Origin of the sequence: Pedobacter foliorum, assembly GCF_013266735.1 — a bacterium.
Taxonomy (GTDB): Bacteria; Bacteroidota; Bacteroidia; order Sphingobacteriales; family Sphingobacteriaceae; genus Pedobacter; species Pedobacter foliorum.
The window spans coordinates 140,925-158,310 of the sequence record NZ_JABSNU010000007.1; the positions used below are offsets into that span (position 1 = coordinate 140,925).

The window sequence follows — 17,386 nt, forward strand, 5'->3', positions numbered from 1 at the left end:
TATTGACCTTTAAAATATGTGGAAACCCTTCTTTAACTATACCTGTTTGCTTTTGCTGTTTGTTTTGACTTCTTTTTCAGGGAAAAAAGAGCAAAAAATAAATATTGTTTTTATTGGTGACAGCATCACAGAGGGCAGTGCTTTAGCTGATCCAAAAATCGAAGCTGCACCAATCTATGTGGCAGAACTATTGAGACATCGTAAAAATATCAGCTCAGTGAACATTAACAATAGCGGGTTTAGTGGACACACCACTGTCGATTTCTTGCCGAAGAATAACATTGATTTCCCAAAAGTAGTGCAGGCAGCTGATGCCTTTGCACAAGATAAAACAGCTGTGTTATTGTTCTCTATTATGTTGGGTACAAATGATAGTGCCATGTTCGGACCAAACGGTGCACCTGTGCAGGCAGTTCAGTACAAGGATAATTTGAGTGTTTTAATCAATACCTTGATCGACAAATATCCGGAGGCCAGATTTGTCATACAATATCCGCTTTGGTACAGTCCAAATACACACAATAATGCAGGATACATGCAGGAAGGGCTCGATCGCTTAAGCAGTTACGCTTCACAAATAGAAACCTTATATGCAGCGTATAAAGTTAGCCATCCAAATAAAGTTTATCTAGGCAGTAAAGGTGTTTTCAGTTTTTTTCAGAAGAATCATAAAAAAATGTTTAAAGCTGAAAATGGCAAGCACGGAGTTTTTTATTTGCATCCCAATGCTGAAGGCTCTAAAGCTTTAGCTGAATTTTGGGTAAAAGGAATTCAAAAAGCAATTATATGATTTTTGGCCATTGGGGAATGGTTTCTTCAACTAGATCCTCCATCTGTACTTTCCCCGGTATTTACCTGGATCTTGTATTGCAGTATGAAAATAACACCTAGTGATTCCGCCAAATGCTCCATGCCCACCAGATCAAAACAAATTGTAATGGCAGCCTGATGTAAGCGAGTAACTTGGAACCGATTGCCGGGTTTTCTTTGAAAACATCAAGGGTATGAAGGGGTAGGAAAATGATCATAAGCAGGAGTAATCCAAGGGCTCCATAATGCCTGAAGACAGGGATGAGCAGGCAGGCACCTAAAGCAACTTCAACAGCACCTGTAATATAATTTACCGGGAGTAAAGGCAGCCAGCCTGGAATGAATGCTTTATAGAAATGGGGTTTCACAAAGTGGTTTATTCCGGCAACAATCATTAGAACTCCATACAGCCAGGTGAGATAGGTTTTCATTTTAGTTGTGTTTATTTAGCAAACAAGTGCTCATGATTTAAGTTTTTTCTTTCTTTTACTACTCGGTAGATTGATGGGTATTTACGCTCAGCAGAGCGATTCGGTTTTTTATAAAATGAGATAAGGTTTACCAGTCGACAATCTTGTTTAAGCAAAAAAAGTATCAGTATTTGTGTAAAAAGTGGTGGTTTTCTCTACTTCAAATTTAGAAGTTTGTTTTCCAGATGACTTTTGTTTTATAGAAAATTTTGTTTGCAGGATTTGATTAGAAACTACAGTCTTTAATCGTAAACAAGTCATGCTCCGTATAATTTAAGAAACAAAACGATAAAATACCTGCAATTAAACATAAATGAAGAAACATCTTTTACTTTTGTTATTACTGATGGGGTCCCATGTACTGGTCGCCCAAACCAAAAACCAACACCCTTTAATTTATACCCCTGACAACGGTAATGGAACATTTACTAACCCGCTAATGTGGGGAGATTGGCCAGATCCAGATATTATTCGCGTTGGAGATGATTTTTATTTTGTCTCTACCAGTATGCATTATGTCCCGGGTAGTCCTGTTGCAAGGTCTAAAGATTTGGTTAACTGGGAAATGATGGGTTATGCAGTGTCGCGATATGATGAAGATTCACGCTATGATATGAAGGCTGGCAATGCCTATTTAAGAGGCTCATGGGCAAATACAATTCGTTACAATAATGGAACTTTTTATGTTGGCTTTTGTACACCACGCAGCTCTAGCACTGAACCTGGAAATTTTTCAATAGCCACAGCAAAAGACCCTAAAGGCCCTTGGACGAGAACCATTTTTAAAGAATACATGTACGATCCGGGATTGTTTTTTGATGACAATGGCAAAGTGTATGTTGCTCATGGACAAGAAAGATTGTTTATCACGGAATTAAATGCAGATGCATTATCTGTGAAAACCCCTCAAAAAGAAATTTACAATAATCGTAGTTTCCCATATCTGGAAGGGTCTCACGTATATAAAGTTAATGGGAAGTATTACATCATGGGTTCTACGGGAGGGACGCAAGGTAGGCAGATCTGTTTGAGAGCAGATCATATATATGGTCCTTATGAGTCAAAAGAAGTGATGAACGATGACCATACTTACCCTGGCAATGGCTTACATCAGGGTGGGATGGTACAATTAAAAGATGGCAGCTGGTGGTTTATCATTATGCAGGATCGTGGCCCTATTGGTCGTGTGCCTAATCTGGAACCGGTTACCTGGGTAGATGGTTGGCCGATGTTGGGTGAGAAGGGAAAAGGAGTAGAAACTTATAAGAAACCAAATGTGGGCAAAACTTATCCTATTGTTGTTCCTGCAGCCTCCGATGACTTTAATACCGCTAAACTTGGCTTGCAGTGGCAATGGAACCACAATCCAGATGATCAAAAATGGTCTCTTAATGAGCGTAAAGGTTATTTACGCTTGAAAGCGGGTAAAGCGACAAAACTTTCAGAGGCCAGAAATACACTTACACAAAGAGTACAAGGGCCAACTTCAAGTGGTACTGTCGAAATGGAGGTAAGCGGTTTGAAAGATGGTAATGTTGCCGGGTTCGGAATTTTTCAATTTCCTTATGCTTTTGTCGCAGTTCTGCAAAAAGGTGGACAGAAATCAATTGTCATGATAAATACTGATAGTACAGTCAGTTCTATTCCATTTAAAGGGAATAAAATCTGGGTTAAGGCGAGTGCTACCCACGTTGGGTACACCGCTTCTTTTGCTTATAGTACAGATGGGAAAAAATTCCGGCCTATTGGAAATACTTTAAATATGGGACTAGGATTGGATTGGACTGCCAATCGCTTTGCCTTGTTCAATTATAGTACTGAGGATTCCGGTATAGCCGGATATGTGGACTTTAATTGGTTTTACTTTAATAAGCAATAGCGTGTCCTTTATATTCTATTGAAATAGAACTATATTTACCTTATGTCAGCTCTTAAACATCAATCAGATCCTTCGGATCCCCGAGATTATAAATTACCAGATCGTCCTGTTGATTCTCCGCGATTAGCTACTACAGTCGATTTACGGCCTTATGCACCACCTGTTTACAGTCAGGGAGGCCTTAATTCCTGCACTGCAAATGCTACCGCTGCACTCCTTGATTTTGTTAGAAAAAAGGATGGACTTGAATTTATGTCCCCATCGAGAATGTTCCTTTATTATAATGCCCGCTTACTTAATGGAAATGCAGACAAAGATGAGGGGAGTTGTTTCAGAGATATGTTGAACAGTATTTACGAAACTGGAGCCTGTAGTGAATCCATGTGGGATTACAATAAAGACTTATTGTTTGTAAAACCTGTTGATGAGTGTTATGCGGTTGCGGCAAATAATAAATTTCAGTATTATGCTTATATAGCTCAAAGACTGGAAGCATTAAAACATTGTCTGGATGATGGTTTCCCTTTTCTATTTGCTTTAATGGTTTACTGGCCGCTACAAAATGACATTGGACTGCATGAAACAGGTTTCTTGACTGAAACCCCGGAACGGTACAGAAATCATAAAGGTAGACATGCACTATGCTGTGTTGGTTATGATGATGAGAAAGAAGCTTTTTTAATTCGTAATTCTCATGGTCCCGATTGGTGTATGGAGGGGCACTTTTGGATTAAATACAAGATGATGATAGATCCTGTTTATTGTGAGGCTTTTTGGACATTGCGTACAAGCGGCACCTGGGAATCGACAGAATATAATTAATCACAAAATAAAAAAAACGACAGATCTGGCCTTATACAGGTATAGCTATACAATACCTATAATTTTAAAATAAAAACTAGAGTGACCTAAGACGATTAGACGGAGCCAAGCTTTGTAGCTTTGCTGATGAGCATCGCTGTATTTTTTGCCTCAAATTTTTCTAACAGGCTTTTGCGATGGGTATTTACCGTTGGAATGCTGATGAAAAGTTTCTCAGATATCTCTGCATTGGTTAGTCCTTCGGCTATTAGCAACAGCACTTCTTTTTCTCTTCGGGTAATCAAAAGCTGATTGGGTGTTGGTTTTCTCAACGAATTTAGAACTTCCAAACTATAATATACTTTGCCTTTCTGTACACTGATTATCGCTTCCATCAGTTCTTCTTTTGTGGCATTTTTTAATACATAGCCTAGGGCACCATTGTCCATCATGTTTTTGATAATAGCCTGCTGATTAAACGTACTAAGCCCCAGTACAGCTATTGCAGGATATAGTTGTTTGACTTCTTTACATAAATCTATTCCACTTTTATCGGGAAGGTTTACATCCATTAAGATCACATCAGGTTCGTATAGCTTAAGAAAACTCAAGCAAGACTCGGCATTGGTAGCGTGCCCCATCCAGTCAAGTGTCTTTTCGTTTTGCAACAAAGAACGAATACCTTCTATTACCATATAATGGTCGTCTACTACGAAAACGCCTATTTTCATCTCCTGTGTTTAAATAGTAATCTCTATCATTACTGAAGTGCCCTTGCCGAGACCGGATTGCAAATCTATTCTGCCTTTTAAAAACTCCACCCGGTTTCGAATATTTAGCCAGCCCATTCCATTAGATTGTTTCAACAGGCTGGCATCAAATCCACTTCCATCATCTTCTACCGTAATTGCCAATAATTTTCCCTGCTCTGATTGATGGAGCTGTACCAGTACATTTTTGGCATTGGCATGTTTAATTGTATTGTTAAGCAACTCTTGAATAATACGATAAATGGCGACTGATGTAGTTTGCGGTATGCCTGCTTGCTGCATCCCCACCGACTGGTAGTTTACATGTAACACAGCACTACGATCCATCTCCATGCAAAATTCTTTCAATGCAACATCCAGTCCATATTTTACCAGTATTTCGGGCATCATGTTATGTGCTACGCGGCGCATTTCCTGTATAGAGCTGTCTAACATGTCGATGCTGCGATTAAAAGCAAGAGCATTGTCCGGGGTCATTATTAAATTCTCTTTCATATTATTTAATGAAAATTTTATTCCACTTAACATGCCTCCTAATCCATCGTGCAGGTCTTTGGCCAGGCGGGTACGTTCCTGTTCTTCACCTTTTAGTACTGCTTCTGTAGCGGTAAGTTGTTTTTCGGTTTCTAATTCATCAATTTTTAATTGCTGTAGTTTCTGGCGATGAGTATAGTTGCGATAACCTAGCAGTGAAATAATTAATAAGGCAAGCGCACTGCCGACAAGAATATAATTGAGGATAGATTTTTGGCGAAGCTGCGCTTGTTGCAGTTTAATCTGTGCTTCTTTTTTTTCAAATTCGTATTTGGCTGCTAGGTTTGCTACAGTATTTTTGGTGTTTTCTCCTAATATAGTGTCTCGTAGTAACTCAAACTTTTGACGATATGCCAATGCGCTATCAAGTTTTCCTACTCCTTTGTACAAATTAGACTGATATTCGTATAAGCTGCTTAACTCATTTTTTGAACCAAATTTATGAGCTAAGTTGATTCCCTCATTGAGATAAGGGACTGCTTTTAAATATTTTCTTGATTCAATTAAAGTTTGTCCCATGCCCATATTGGCATACAAAGTATATTCAGGCAACTCTTCATGTCTTGAAAAATAAAGTACTGTATCATAATATTTTATTGCCAATGCATACATTTGTTTACCCTTTAAGGCATCTGCTATACCTAACCACCCACTTACAATGTTAATGTTGTCCTTTTCTTCTTTACCTATTTTTCCTACTTCCCGAAATACGCTTATGGCTTTATCATAATTTTTAAGGTTATTAGAGGCGGTTCCGATATTGCAGAGTGTATTAGCCTGCGCAGTTTTATTATTTAATTCTACAGCGAGTTTGTATGCTTTTTCTGCATACTCAAGACCTTTGGCATATTCCTGTAAATTTATAAATACAGAAGCCAAATTATTGTTTGCTATTCGTAACATTTTTTTGTCGTCAATTTCTTCTGCATATTTTTTTGCAATTAAATAATATTCCGACGCAGTAGAAAAATCGGAAAGATATTCCCACTCACTACCTACATTTAAATTGGCAACCGACAAGTCTTTTTTGTTCCCATATTTTTCAAAAATATCAAGGGCATCAAGAGTAAGAGACAAAGCCTCTTTAAATAAACCTCTGTTATTCAATATTACTATTTGATAGCTTGCATAAGTTGCAACACCCTTTTTATATCCTATATTTTGAGAAAGCTCTTTTGCTTTGTTATAGTAAAAAGTGGCAGAATCAGGGTTGTCTTGCCTGTACGTTTCTCCATATTGATATAAAACATTTACAGTATTGCTATCTTTTTTGTTATAGTTAATAGTTCGTTTTAGACTGTTTCTATTCAATCCTTGTGCCTGAGAGGCAAAACTTATAAAGCCTGCAAATAATATCAGCAGTGATTTTCTCATACACTAATTTACATTTTTCTACAACGCAAATAAAATGTTGTGGATCCATATTTTCCATCGTCTTTTTTAATGATTTTTTAAAAGCGTATAATAAAAAATCATCTTTTTTAATGATTACGTCGGTTTGGTAAGTTATCTACTTTTACTCCATAAAAAATGAAATCATGAGAGATTTAAAATTCCTGCCGTTTGTTTTGATGTTATGCAGTACGCTAATTATTTCCTGCACCAAGATTAAGGATAATGCAATCTTACCGGCAGCAGATTTTTCTGCAAGTGTTACTAGTATTAAAACAGATTCGGTGGCCAGCTTTACAGATTTATCTACCGGCAATCCTACATCGTGGTCGTGGAGCTTTGCGGGAGGTACGCCGTCTTCTTCTACTTTGCAAAATCCGGTCAATATTCAATACCACGCTGCGGGAACATACAATGTAACGCTTACTGTAACAAATGCCGACGGCAGCAATACCAAAACAAAAACCGGCTATATTGTAGTAAGTGTAGCGCCGCAGTTGCCTATGGTAAGCACCGTAGCCATCAGCAGCATTGCCAATACGACAGCCGTTTCAGGCGGCACGGTCAGTAGCATAGACAATAGTGTCGTTACCGCAAGAGGTGTGTGTTGGAGTACAAACAACAATCCTACTATTGCCAATGATAAAACAACAGATGGGAGCGGCGCAGGCAATTTTACAAGCAACCTTTCAGGCCTAAACAGTAATACTACTTACTATGTACGGGCATATGCAACCAACAGCATTGGTACCGCTTATGGTAATGAAATAAGTTTTACCACAACAGGCTTGGCTAATTGCGGAACTGTCACTGATGTGGACGGTAACGTGTATCATACCGTTACTATCGGTACACAATGCTGGATGGTGGAGAATCTGAAAACTACGCATTACCGAAACGGCGCTGAGATACTAACTGCTCCTGATTCGCAAACATGGGATGCCTTTACAAAAGGAGCCTATTGTTACTATAACAATGACAGTAAAAATAATAATCCTTATGGTAAACTGTATAATTGGTATGCCGTGAACAACAGCGACAATATAGCACCTGCAGGATGGCATGTACCTACAAAGGATGAATGGATAACATTGATAACATTCTTAAATGGCAAATACTCAGCAGGGGGGGCCTTAAAAGACTTGCTTTATTGGAGTACGCCCAATGTGGGTGCAACCAACAGCAGCGGGTTTTCGGCTCTTCCGGGTGGATACCGTTTCGCCCATGGGAACTTTGATAACTTGTCTTTGATTGGCTATTACTGGGCTTCTACAGAGGATAGTGGAGTACCTGGTGGAGTAGCCGGCGATGAAATTCGATTGTATCACTCATATATAGAAGTTGATATCTCATCTGGATTTAAATATAATGGCTATTCCGTACGCTGTGTAAAAGATTGATGTTATTATTATTAATGTATAACTGCTGGTACTTTGAAATGATTTTTCAGAAATGATAACCTTAAAAAGATGAAACTTATAAAAAACATGCTCCTGTTTAACCTGCTATTGATGGTAAGTTATACTTGTTTTGCCCAAAAGCAGGCTTTTGATGCAGTAAACTATACCTTACCCAGTGGTTGGGATAAAACAGAAATGGCAAACGGTATTCAGTTGTCCACCAAAAACGATGGTAAAGGAAACTATGCAGTTGCTATTATTCTGCGTTCAGTCGCAAGCACAGCCCCGGCAAGCGAAAACTTTACTGCCAGCTGGGAAAAACTAGTAAAAGGCACCGTATCTGTTTCTGAAGAACCAACCATGCAGGCACCTGCTACTGAAAAAGGATGGAGTGTCATTTCGGGGCAGGCGGGTTATACCGATGGTTCCAATAAAGGATGGGTAACGCTGATAAGTGCTACAGGAAATGGCAAAATGGCTAATGTGGTAATCATGACCAATACCGATAAATATCAAAACCAACTATTGGATTTTATAAAAACCCTCAACCTAAACGAAACGGCAGCTGAAAAACCTGTTATTGAAAATACAGCTTCGCCTACAAGCTATACAACTGGTTCAGATAGCAAAAATATTTATTCAATTACTGTTCCGCCCACCTGGAGTTTAAATGCGGGGCAAAATAGTTTAACGTTAGAAAAAACGACAAATACCGGAAAAAGAATCATTGAGTTCATGAGCATGGTAAAATCATCGGGGAGTTTAGAAAATGATATGGAGCATATTTTCTTTGAGGTTTTTGATGGTTGGAGTTTGTATAACAGTTCTAACAACCAGTTATTCGAAAAAGGTGATCATGAAAAAGGGGTTACCAGCCAGGGGCTGCCCTATTATATGTTAAGCAATAGCATTACTAAACCTGGGGGTGACGTTATAAAAGCTACCGTGCTGATTATACAGGTAGGTGCAAACGTAGCCATCATTAATACTGCTGATAAGATACTGGGCAGTGAATCTGAAATGGCTCTAAATTTTCTTTTGTTCACTTTGAAAATAAATGGTGTTGCCGATAAAAATGTGGATTATAAAAAACAGCTGACAGGCACTTGGGCTTCAAGCAGCGGGTCGTACGGAAATAGTTTAATTGCTGCTACCAGTTACACCGCAGAAGGAAAATACTATGTGTTAACACAATCTTCTTATACGGTGGGTTATGACTATTACAATGACCTAATTAAAAGCAAACAATTTAAAGGTGAGGGTGTGTTTACTTTTAAAGGAAATGTACTGGAAAGAAAAACTAGTTCAGGTGCAGGAAGTAAATACTTCATTAGATTTTATTCAAAGAAATATGGTAATAATGAATGGAGAAATTTAATGAATTTGTATAAGGGTGATTATGATCAAAACAAAATAGAAACGGTATTTCCTTTTCAAAAGATTTAATTACTATGCCAATTTGAAACAGGAAAGCAGCAATAAAAAATTAATTCTTCCTTAATCGGATAAAAACAAAACCAAGGTATGAAATATTTAATCGCAGTCATGCTGATGTTCATTAGCAGCATTTCTTTTGCCCAAAAGCCTTCTAAAGAGCAAATGGAGGCAGACAGAAAAAAAATGGCCGAAGCCCAAAAACAACTGGAGGCCAAAAAAGCATCCATGAGCCCAGAGGCCAGAAAGAATTTTGAAGATATGATGGAGAAAATGGGTGCCAATAAGGCCATGCAAAGTGCACAGCAGGGTTTGGACTATAATGCAAAGGGAAATACGAATGTAATGCTGCGGAGTACCGATCCTAATCTTGTTCCGGATAAAATTTCTGAACTTAAAATTGCCGCCACACCACAGACCAAGCCACAGCTAACGGCTTATCTTACATCCATTTTTACCGAAACGGATAAACTGATAAAACCTGAAAGTAAAGGCGCTCTAAAAAACCTAATGAACAAAGGCGAAAAAACCGGAAAGTATGCCATGGTATTTTGGGCAAATAATGAATTGGACAAAGCATTATATCTCTTGCTGAATGCCTGCATGACCAATCCTGATGATTTGGTTTCCTTAAATAACCTGGGGAGCCTGCTTACCATTTCGGGCTATGCACATAAATCGCTTCCTGTTTTATTGTATGCCCAAAAGTTGCTACCCAATAGCGGCACCGTCCTCAACAACACGGGACAGGCTTTGCTTAGTGTAGGGAATGTAGATAAAGCAAAAACAATGTTAGTTGCTGCAGTTACAAAAGATTCGACCAATTCCGAGGCATATAGGTCATTGGCATTGATTGCACAGAAGCAAGGTGATAAGTCGCTATGCGCTGGTTATCTCGAGAAAGCCATTGCACATGGTGGTGCTACTACACAAAATATTAACCTTTTACAGCAGGTATCGCCCACAGCCGATAAGCCAGCTATGTATCGGGCTATACGCAATAATTTTAAACAATTTTACAAAGACCATAGCATTACCAAACGATTTATTATACCTGATATACCGGATAGTTATGAAGGTGCAGTAGCCGCTTATCCTGCTATAAATAGCTTTTTTTTGAACCTCGATGCTACTATTGCTGAAGCAAAAAAAGCAGGTGCACAATTTCAAAAGAATTATGAAAAACAATTGACAGACAACGTGAATAAACGAATGGCACAAGCACAACAAGTAGCTGCCAATGTGGGTAAACCTGGTGCCGCTAAAATGGTTCAGGATATGAAGGCAGGACTTGCCAGTCCGTTTATGGCTCAGGCCGCACTTATGCTCAATGCTATTGATAACTCACAATACAGTGTTTCTTATATAAGCCGTATGAAAAAAGAAGCAGCTAGTGCGAATCAACGCATTGAAGAATTGAAACAGGGATTAACAACGGGTTTTGATAATAAAATTGATGCACTTGTAAAAGAGAAAAGTAAACTGGATGACGGAGAAGGAAAAGGTGCAGCAAATACAAGGGCTGTTCAAATTGACAATGAACTCTGTAATCTAAAAAAAGAAAGACAAAGTACCTGGTTGAGAAAATCTGCGGAGATATACAGTCAATACATCCGCAGTATGGAAAACCTGATGAATCAGCGTTTGCAGGAATACCTGTTTTGGAATACAATAATAATGCAGTCTATGCAAGACCCTACAGCTGTAAATTATCAGGCTTATGTTGGATACCTCAACGATCTGTATAGTTTCCGTAAACTTTTTCCGGTGTATGTTGATGGAGGTTTGTCAAAACCTTGCGGAGATTATTTAAAAACAGATAATATAACAAAAGGTAAAATACAAGTATGGGAAAGGGAGCATTGCGAAGTGAATTTTGGATTTGATGCCATGGTGTTTGCCGGAAAGTTTAATTGTGAAGGATTGAAGATGAAAGCTGATTTTAAAGCCGGAGAATTTTCCTATAGTCAAAACTATGACCCCGTAACATGGGAAACTACCGGGCATAGTTTGTCTGCAAAAGCAGGTAAAGACAAAGACTTTGAGATAACCAAGAATATTGGAGGAAAAGTTGGTGCTTCTGTAGAGACTACTATAAAATTTGATGGCAATATGAACCCGGTAGATCTGATAGTGACAGGATCTGCAGGAGCAGAAATTAATGATGGCGGATTTGGAAGTGCTTCTGCAGATTTAGGTTCCGTAACAGTAAGTGTAAATGGTGGCTTCAATTCCGCTGGTCCCGGCTTTACAAGTTTTGGTAGCAGTTTTTTGAAAAATTAAACAGTTGACACGCTGTTGATTATAAATTTCATGGCCTGTTAAATCATTCTTTTTAATGATTGACATGCTTTGATAACCTTTCTATTTTTACAATGAAATATGTATTAAAAATGAAAAAAATATTTTTTATCAGCTTGTTGTTTTATGGTTTTGTTGCTCAGTCACAGACCAGTTTTAAAGCATGGGAGGCGCAAATCAATAAAGATAATTGTACCGCAGAAAGTGTATTAAAAGAACCGGGCAGGTTTTGGGATAATCATACCGGTGGTGCTACAGGTGGACCCAAGCAGGGTTTTTCTGCAGTGGAAATTGCCAATGCAAAAAAAATGATGCAGGCTTATGAAAACGTTTGCAAGCCAAAACTGCAATTTACCGGCGGGTTGGCAAAAGCCAGTTTTGGATTAAACTCAAAGCCATTTTATAACCAGGAGTTAGTAAACAGCTATACATACAATCTCGGCTTTCATAAGTTTGTTTGTAATGTGCAAACACATAAGCTGGCCATTGTAGATGAATACGATGGCGTGCTTAGGGTTAATGGTAATCCGGGGTTTAGTACGTCATTTCATTCTATGGAAGGCAATGTCGCTGCTTACAGGATACCTGCAAATACACAGAATAACAATGACCCTTTTATTGCCATATATAATTACTATGGTTTTGCAGATAGCAGGGTAGTAAATGCTATCAATAAAGGAGATGGCTTTATTGATCTGAATGGTGAAGTAGTAGGCGGCAACATGAGTGATCACCCGGTAGTTGAGAATAAACCGGGCAAAGGATATGGGATCACATTCCCCAATTCAGGCTTCGTTACAGTAAATAACGATTTGGTATATCGCCATGCATTTATTGCGCATACTGATATCCCTTTTTTCATTCCCATTACAAGGAAAAAATTCCTTACAGACCTGCTTGAATTTTATGATCGGGAAAAACCCGAACTGATAGCGAATATGCAGAATAGAATAAAGAACCTTGCAAAGACAATAGCCGAATCGGAGAAGAACAACAGCAGTTATTTGCAAGACCAGAAAAACAGGCAGGTTGTTCAGGAACAAGCTGCCAAAGATATACTTAGAATAAGTGAACAGAAAAAACAAACAGTCACTAAATTGCTGCAATCCAAAGATGAAAAATGGTTAAACCAGCAGGCAATTGTTCAGGGGGATAATAAAGCTTTTACCGTTCCTTCTAACCGCAACATCAATTCAAAGGAAATATATGGCAATTTTTACTTCACCGAATTTTATACCGGCAGCGAAGGTTCCAGCCAATACCAGATCAATCCGGAATACCTGAAAAAATATCCGCCCAATGGTGCCAAACCGACATTGATAGATGTAATGTTCCGATTTAGACCAAGCGACAAATTTTTAACGGGAGTAAATGAATCCTTTATCAACCAACTTAACCTGGATGAGTTTAGGAAACTGTTACAATAATCCGATAGGCAAAAACCTATAAAAATATTTTTACTGTTCAATATGATGGTAGCGATGAGCTGTACAAGCTTCGCCCAAAAACAAACTTTCGATGTGGTTTCATACGCCTTGCCTAAAGGGTTATCCATACCGGCATTTGGAAGCGATTTTTTGAAATAGAAAAGTACAAAAAATCATCCTTTTTAACGATTAAATAGGCTGTTTGAATGGTCTACTTTTATATCATAAAACTTAAGACAATGAAAAAACTACTCATTTTATGCTTGTTTGTGGTAAATACAATAGCAGTAAGCGCACAGACAAAAACAAATACTATTTTAACAAAGGGGCAAAATACAGGTAAAACCATTGATATTAGGGTGCCAGTAGGAACGATGAAGGTTGGACTAGTAGAAGCAAAGGTTATCCCGGTACAATCCTTAAAAATGAAAGTGAACGCTCAGATACTTGCTAATCAAAAGTTCGCAAAAGACATTGCTATAGAATTAGTTTCTATTGCCTTTGAGCCTGCAAACAAGCGTTATATTCTTAAATGTAGAATTTTTAATTCCGGTACTACCGATATAGATTTAAATCTTTTGAAGTATGCTGTTGCAGGTGCACCCAATCACTTACTTACAGAAGTAACCAATACTGATCCCTATTTGTGGAATACGTCAACATACCCTCCCGATATAAACTTCCCTTTCGATTTAGAAACGGAGCTGCCAGGTGGCGGGGTTTATACTTTAAATGGAAGAAGTTTTTTATTGCAAGAAAGCAGTTGGTTTTCGTCGTTTAGCAGAGACCCAAATGTTAACGTTGGTGAAATGATATACACTAATACTATCCTTAAACCAGGAGAATCTGCTTATGCTTTAGCAATTGATAGGGCAGTTTGGAATAAAGCTACTGGTGCTGGTGGGGCACACAGAATGTATAGCATTAAAATTGATCCCTTGAATAAAATTGGCGATCAAAACCTAAGCAACAATGTGATACATTTTACAATGGATAATATTGACGTTCAGTAATTCAGATTATACTTATAAGTGGCTGATTTGTAAATGTAAAATTGATATGAAACTGCTGAAATTTTTATTTCTGTTTTCCCTGTTGTTCGTATTGAGCTGCACAAGCTTCGCCCAAAAACAAACTTTCGACGTGGTTTCATACGCCATGCCCAAAGGCTGGCAGGAATTAAAAAACGATGCTGGTATACAATTATCCTTTACCGATAAAAAAACAGGCGATTATGCAATTGCGGTTATTACCAAAGTAAAAGCATCAGATGCATCAACAACCGAAAATTTCGATAATGACTGGCTCCGGCTGGTAAAAGGCTCGGTGCAGGTAAATGCCGAACCAATGATGCAGGAATCCACAAAGCAAAACGGCTGGGCGGTAATTTCAGGCGAGGCAAACTATACCGATGGTGCAAATACCGGTATGGCAACTCTGCTTACTGCAACAGCTGGCAGGCAAACCATAAGTGTGGTATTGATGACTAACAACAATAAATTTCAAGAAGAAATTTTGGCATTTATTAATTCATTGGAGCTGGCAAAGCCAACACAAAGTGAAACCGGTAATTTAATAGCTGCAACTAAAATTAATGTTGTAAATCCTGCTATGGTAGGTTTGTGGATAGATTATAATGCAGAAACAACTGGGAACTATGTTAATGGCAATCCACAATACACTGCAGGTTATACAAGAAAAGAATATGCTTTTTATCCCAATGGCACTTATTTGTTTCGCAGAAAACAATGGATGACCAGTATGAAAGAAATTTTATTCGTTTATGAAACCGGCACTTACTCCTTGGCTGGCAACCAGCTGACTATTAATCCTAAAAAAGGCATGGGCGAATGGTGGAGCAAAGCAGGCCAACAATCTGATGCATGGGGAACGCGGCTTAAAGCAGCCGACTATAAAATGGAAAAAGTAACGTATGCATTTGAGCTAAAATATTTTTCGGGTAGCCAGGATCACACCCTCATCCTTAAACCCCTAAAGCCAACGCAACGGGATGGTGGAAGCTTCAATAACGCCAATGACCCTTATGAATTTCACTATTCACTTCGGGAAAAATTCGGGTCATTAATTGATAACCCTCCGGGGTTTAAACTTTAAAAACAACCTCCACCTATGAAACAGATCAACATATTGATTATTGCTACTGTAATTGCAACGGTTGCTTTTGGCCAGTCGAAAAATCCAACCAATAAAAAGGAATTGGATGATAAAGTAAAGCAAGCTCAACAGCAGTTGGACAAGCTAACACCAGAGCAAAAAAAGATGATGGAGCAGATGGGCATCTCCACCAAAGTTATTTCAATGTCTGATGGGGCTACAGATGCAGATGTGAAGGCTGCGGTAAGTGGAGGTGGAGCATTTGATGTGCCGTCAAAAAACAATACACTTATTGGTGCTATTCCTCAAATCACATTGACTGCCGCTAGGATTCCCGCTTATATCAAAACCTTAAACGATTATATTGAAAAGGGTATTGCAAATGATGAAAAGCAGATAGGACAAAATGTTTACTCCTATTTTAAAACCAACAAATATAAAGCTGAATTAATAGGTAATGAAAGTGTCGGTTTTTGGACAGTAGGTCGACCTGAAATTGCGGTGTACATCATGGGGAAAGCTTGTGCCGACAATGGTTCTGATGCAGACCTGCTCAGCAACTTCGCTGCTATGCTAAGCATGGGTGGTGCACCGCATCGCGCCATTCCGCTGCTGGAATATCTTAATAAACAATATCCTGATAATACAACCATTCTGAACAATTTAGGGCAGGCCTGGTTTTATTTGGGCGAAACGGATAAGGCCAATGCCAACTTGGAAAAGGTGGTAAAAGCATTTGCCTATCATCCACAGGCAAATTATACCCAATGTCTTATTCAGCAAAGCAAGGGCAATACACCAAAGGCTATTGAGAAAATGAAAAACTCTTTAGCGTATAGTTTTTCATTAGATAAAATAAACATGCTGCGCAAATTGGGTTACAAACTTAAAGCCAGCGATATGCGGAAACCTTTTCGCCCGGATCCTAACCCTTTGGGTTTGCGAAATTTTGTACGTCCGGATGTTCCGGCAAACTATGAAGATGAAATAAGGCTGAAAGTAGATTGGGATGCCTTTCAACAACAGGCAGGTGATCAATCAATGGCTTTGGCAAAAGAAATGATTCCGTACCAACAGGCGGCCGCAACAAAGGCAGCACAAGCTTATAAAAAATTCGACAATAAAGGCGTAAAAGAGATTAGTGGAATGAAAGCAAATGGAATATTGCCTGATAACCTTTATCGAATTGTTGCTGAAAAAAACCTGGAAGAAATGAATAAAGATGGTGGTCTAGGTTACCGTTTAAAAAAAGCAAAAGCACAAATTGACTCCTTGATGAAAGATTTTATGGCGAAAGATGAGGCACAAAGAAAAACTTTGGAAAAACAAACCAGCACCATCGCCGACAAGGAAACAGAGCTAGCTAAAAAAGGAGAAAATACTGGCTATGACAACTGCAAAGTACAACAGAAATATAGTGAGTGGGTATACGAAAATTATAATAAACCGCTAGAAGCGGCCTATCAAAACTACCTGCACCAGGCGTATTTAAAAATTACTGAAGAATTGTATTGGCAACAATTTACAATAGATGATGCCGCATTTGAAGCGACAAAAATAGCTGTAAAGAAAGAATGGCTTGGGATCATCAGCAGTACAAGATACATCGCTACCAATAAATACGGCAACAATTGTATACCACCTCAAAACAAGGGCTCGCGCTATAAGTTGGCTGATTTTGACGAGACGCACTGCACTCATATTTCTACTTTGGATTTTGTAATGTATAAGCAAATAGTGGAATGTGGTAAAATGCGTACAGAATTTACTGCAGGAAAATTGTCGGGTAATCTAAATTGGAATATGGATAATAATGGAAATGCCAAGTTTATAAAAGGCACTTTAGAAGCAACCGTGATTGACAAATCGATAGGCGTAGGCCCGTTAGAAGCCTCTGCCAAAGCAGGTATGGGCATGGAGTTTACCAGCCATGGTGTGGAAGATGTGTATGTAAGCGGCGAAGCATCGGTGGCAAATGTTTCCGCTTCTGGTCGTATGAGTTTGATTTCTGGAAATATGTCGGGCGCGATCAATGGGTTTGGAAAGTAAAAAC

Annotated in this window: 13 protein-coding genes; 10 read left to right on the forward strand and 3 right to left on the reverse strand. The window is 38.6% G+C overall.

Features of this window, described 5'->3' with window-relative positions:
• Nucleotides 1-16 precede the first annotated feature (16 nt).
• Nucleotides 17-790, forward strand: a complete 774-nt coding sequence (locus tag HQN83_RS15410) for a GDSL-type esterase/lipase family protein (RefSeq protein ID WP_173091217.1) — start codon at nt 17-19, stop codon at nt 788-790.
• 97 nt (nt 791-887) lie between these two features.
• Here HQN83_RS15410 and HQN83_RS15415 read toward each other — a convergent pair whose 3' ends face one another.
• On the reverse strand, nt 888-1,241 hold the full coding sequence (locus HQN83_RS15415) for a DoxX family protein (RefSeq protein WP_173091218.1): 354 nt from the start codon (nt 1,239-1,241) through the stop codon (nt 888-890).
• Between the two features lie 352 nt (nt 1,242-1,593).
• On the opposite strand from HQN83_RS15415, the gene HQN83_RS15420 reads away from it, so the two are divergent.
• Both HQN83_RS15420 and HQN83_RS15425 read left to right on the forward strand, forming a co-directional pair.
• A complete protein-coding gene (locus HQN83_RS15420) occupies nt 1,594-3,159 on the forward strand; it encodes a glycoside hydrolase family 43 protein (RefSeq protein ID WP_173091219.1) in 1,566 nt (521 codons plus the stop codon).
• Nucleotides 3,160-3,201: 42 nt separating this feature from the next.
• Nucleotides 3,202-3,981 carry a C1 family peptidase gene (locus HQN83_RS15425; protein WP_173091220.1) on the forward strand — a complete coding sequence of 260 codons (780 nt, stop codon included), beginning with the start codon at nt 3,202-3,204 and terminating at the stop codon, nt 3,979-3,981.
• A 95-nt stretch (nt 3,982-4,076) separates the two neighbouring features.
• On the opposite strand, the gene HQN83_RS15430 is transcribed toward HQN83_RS15425, so the two are convergent.
• Both HQN83_RS15430 and HQN83_RS15435 read right to left on the reverse strand, forming a co-directional pair.
• The gene (locus HQN83_RS15430; RefSeq protein WP_173091221.1) at nt 4,077-4,691 is read right to left on the reverse strand and encodes a response regulator; all 615 of its coding nucleotides are present in this window, start codon (nt 4,689-4,691) and stop codon (nt 4,077-4,079) included.
• A gap of 9 nt (nt 4,692-4,700) precedes the next feature.
• Nucleotides 4,701-6,638, reverse strand: coding sequence for a tetratricopeptide repeat-containing sensor histidine kinase (locus tag HQN83_RS15435; RefSeq protein ID WP_173091222.1), 1,938 nt, complete (start codon nt 6,636-6,638; stop codon nt 4,701-4,703).
• Nucleotides 6,639-6,802: 164 nt separating this feature from the next.
• On the opposite strand from HQN83_RS15435, the gene HQN83_RS15440 reads away from it, so the two are divergent.
• From HQN83_RS15440 to HQN83_RS15470, 7 genes are all read left to right on the forward strand, one after another.
• Entirely contained in the window at nt 6,803-8,056 is a 1,254-nt protein-coding gene (locus HQN83_RS15440) for an FISUMP domain-containing protein (RefSeq protein ID WP_173091223.1), read from the forward strand.
• A 69-nt stretch (nt 8,057-8,125) separates the two neighbouring features.
• A complete protein-coding gene (locus HQN83_RS15445) occupies nt 8,126-9,502 on the forward strand; it encodes a hypothetical protein (RefSeq protein ID WP_173091224.1) in 1,377 nt (458 codons plus the stop codon).
• 78 nt (nt 9,503-9,580) lie between these two features.
• Nucleotides 9,581-11,773 carry a tetratricopeptide repeat protein gene (locus tag HQN83_RS15450; RefSeq protein ID WP_173091225.1) on the forward strand — a complete coding sequence of 731 codons (2,193 nt, stop codon included), beginning with the start codon at nt 9,581-9,583 and terminating at the stop codon, nt 11,771-11,773.
• Nucleotides 11,774-11,883: 110 nt separating this feature from the next.
• Nucleotides 11,884-13,218 (forward strand): hypothetical protein, encoded by a 1,335-nt coding sequence (locus HQN83_RS15455; RefSeq protein WP_173091226.1) that lies wholly within the window; start codon nt 11,884-11,886, stop codon nt 13,216-13,218.
• 239 nt (nt 13,219-13,457) lie between these two features.
• Complete coding sequence (locus HQN83_RS15460) at nt 13,458-14,231, forward strand: hypothetical protein (protein ID WP_173091227.1); 774 nt, start codon at nt 13,458-13,460, stop codon at nt 14,229-14,231.
• 46 nt (nt 14,232-14,277) lie between these two features.
• On the forward strand, nt 14,278-15,333 hold the full coding sequence (locus tag HQN83_RS15465; protein WP_173091228.1) for a hypothetical protein: 1,056 nt from the start codon (nt 14,278-14,280) through the stop codon (nt 15,331-15,333).
• A gap of 15 nt (nt 15,334-15,348) precedes the next feature.
• Nucleotides 15,349-17,382 (forward strand): tetratricopeptide repeat protein, encoded by a 2,034-nt coding sequence (locus tag HQN83_RS15470; protein WP_173091229.1) that lies wholly within the window; start codon nt 15,349-15,351, stop codon nt 17,380-17,382.
• The last annotated feature ends 4 nt before the right edge of the window (nt 17,383-17,386 follow it).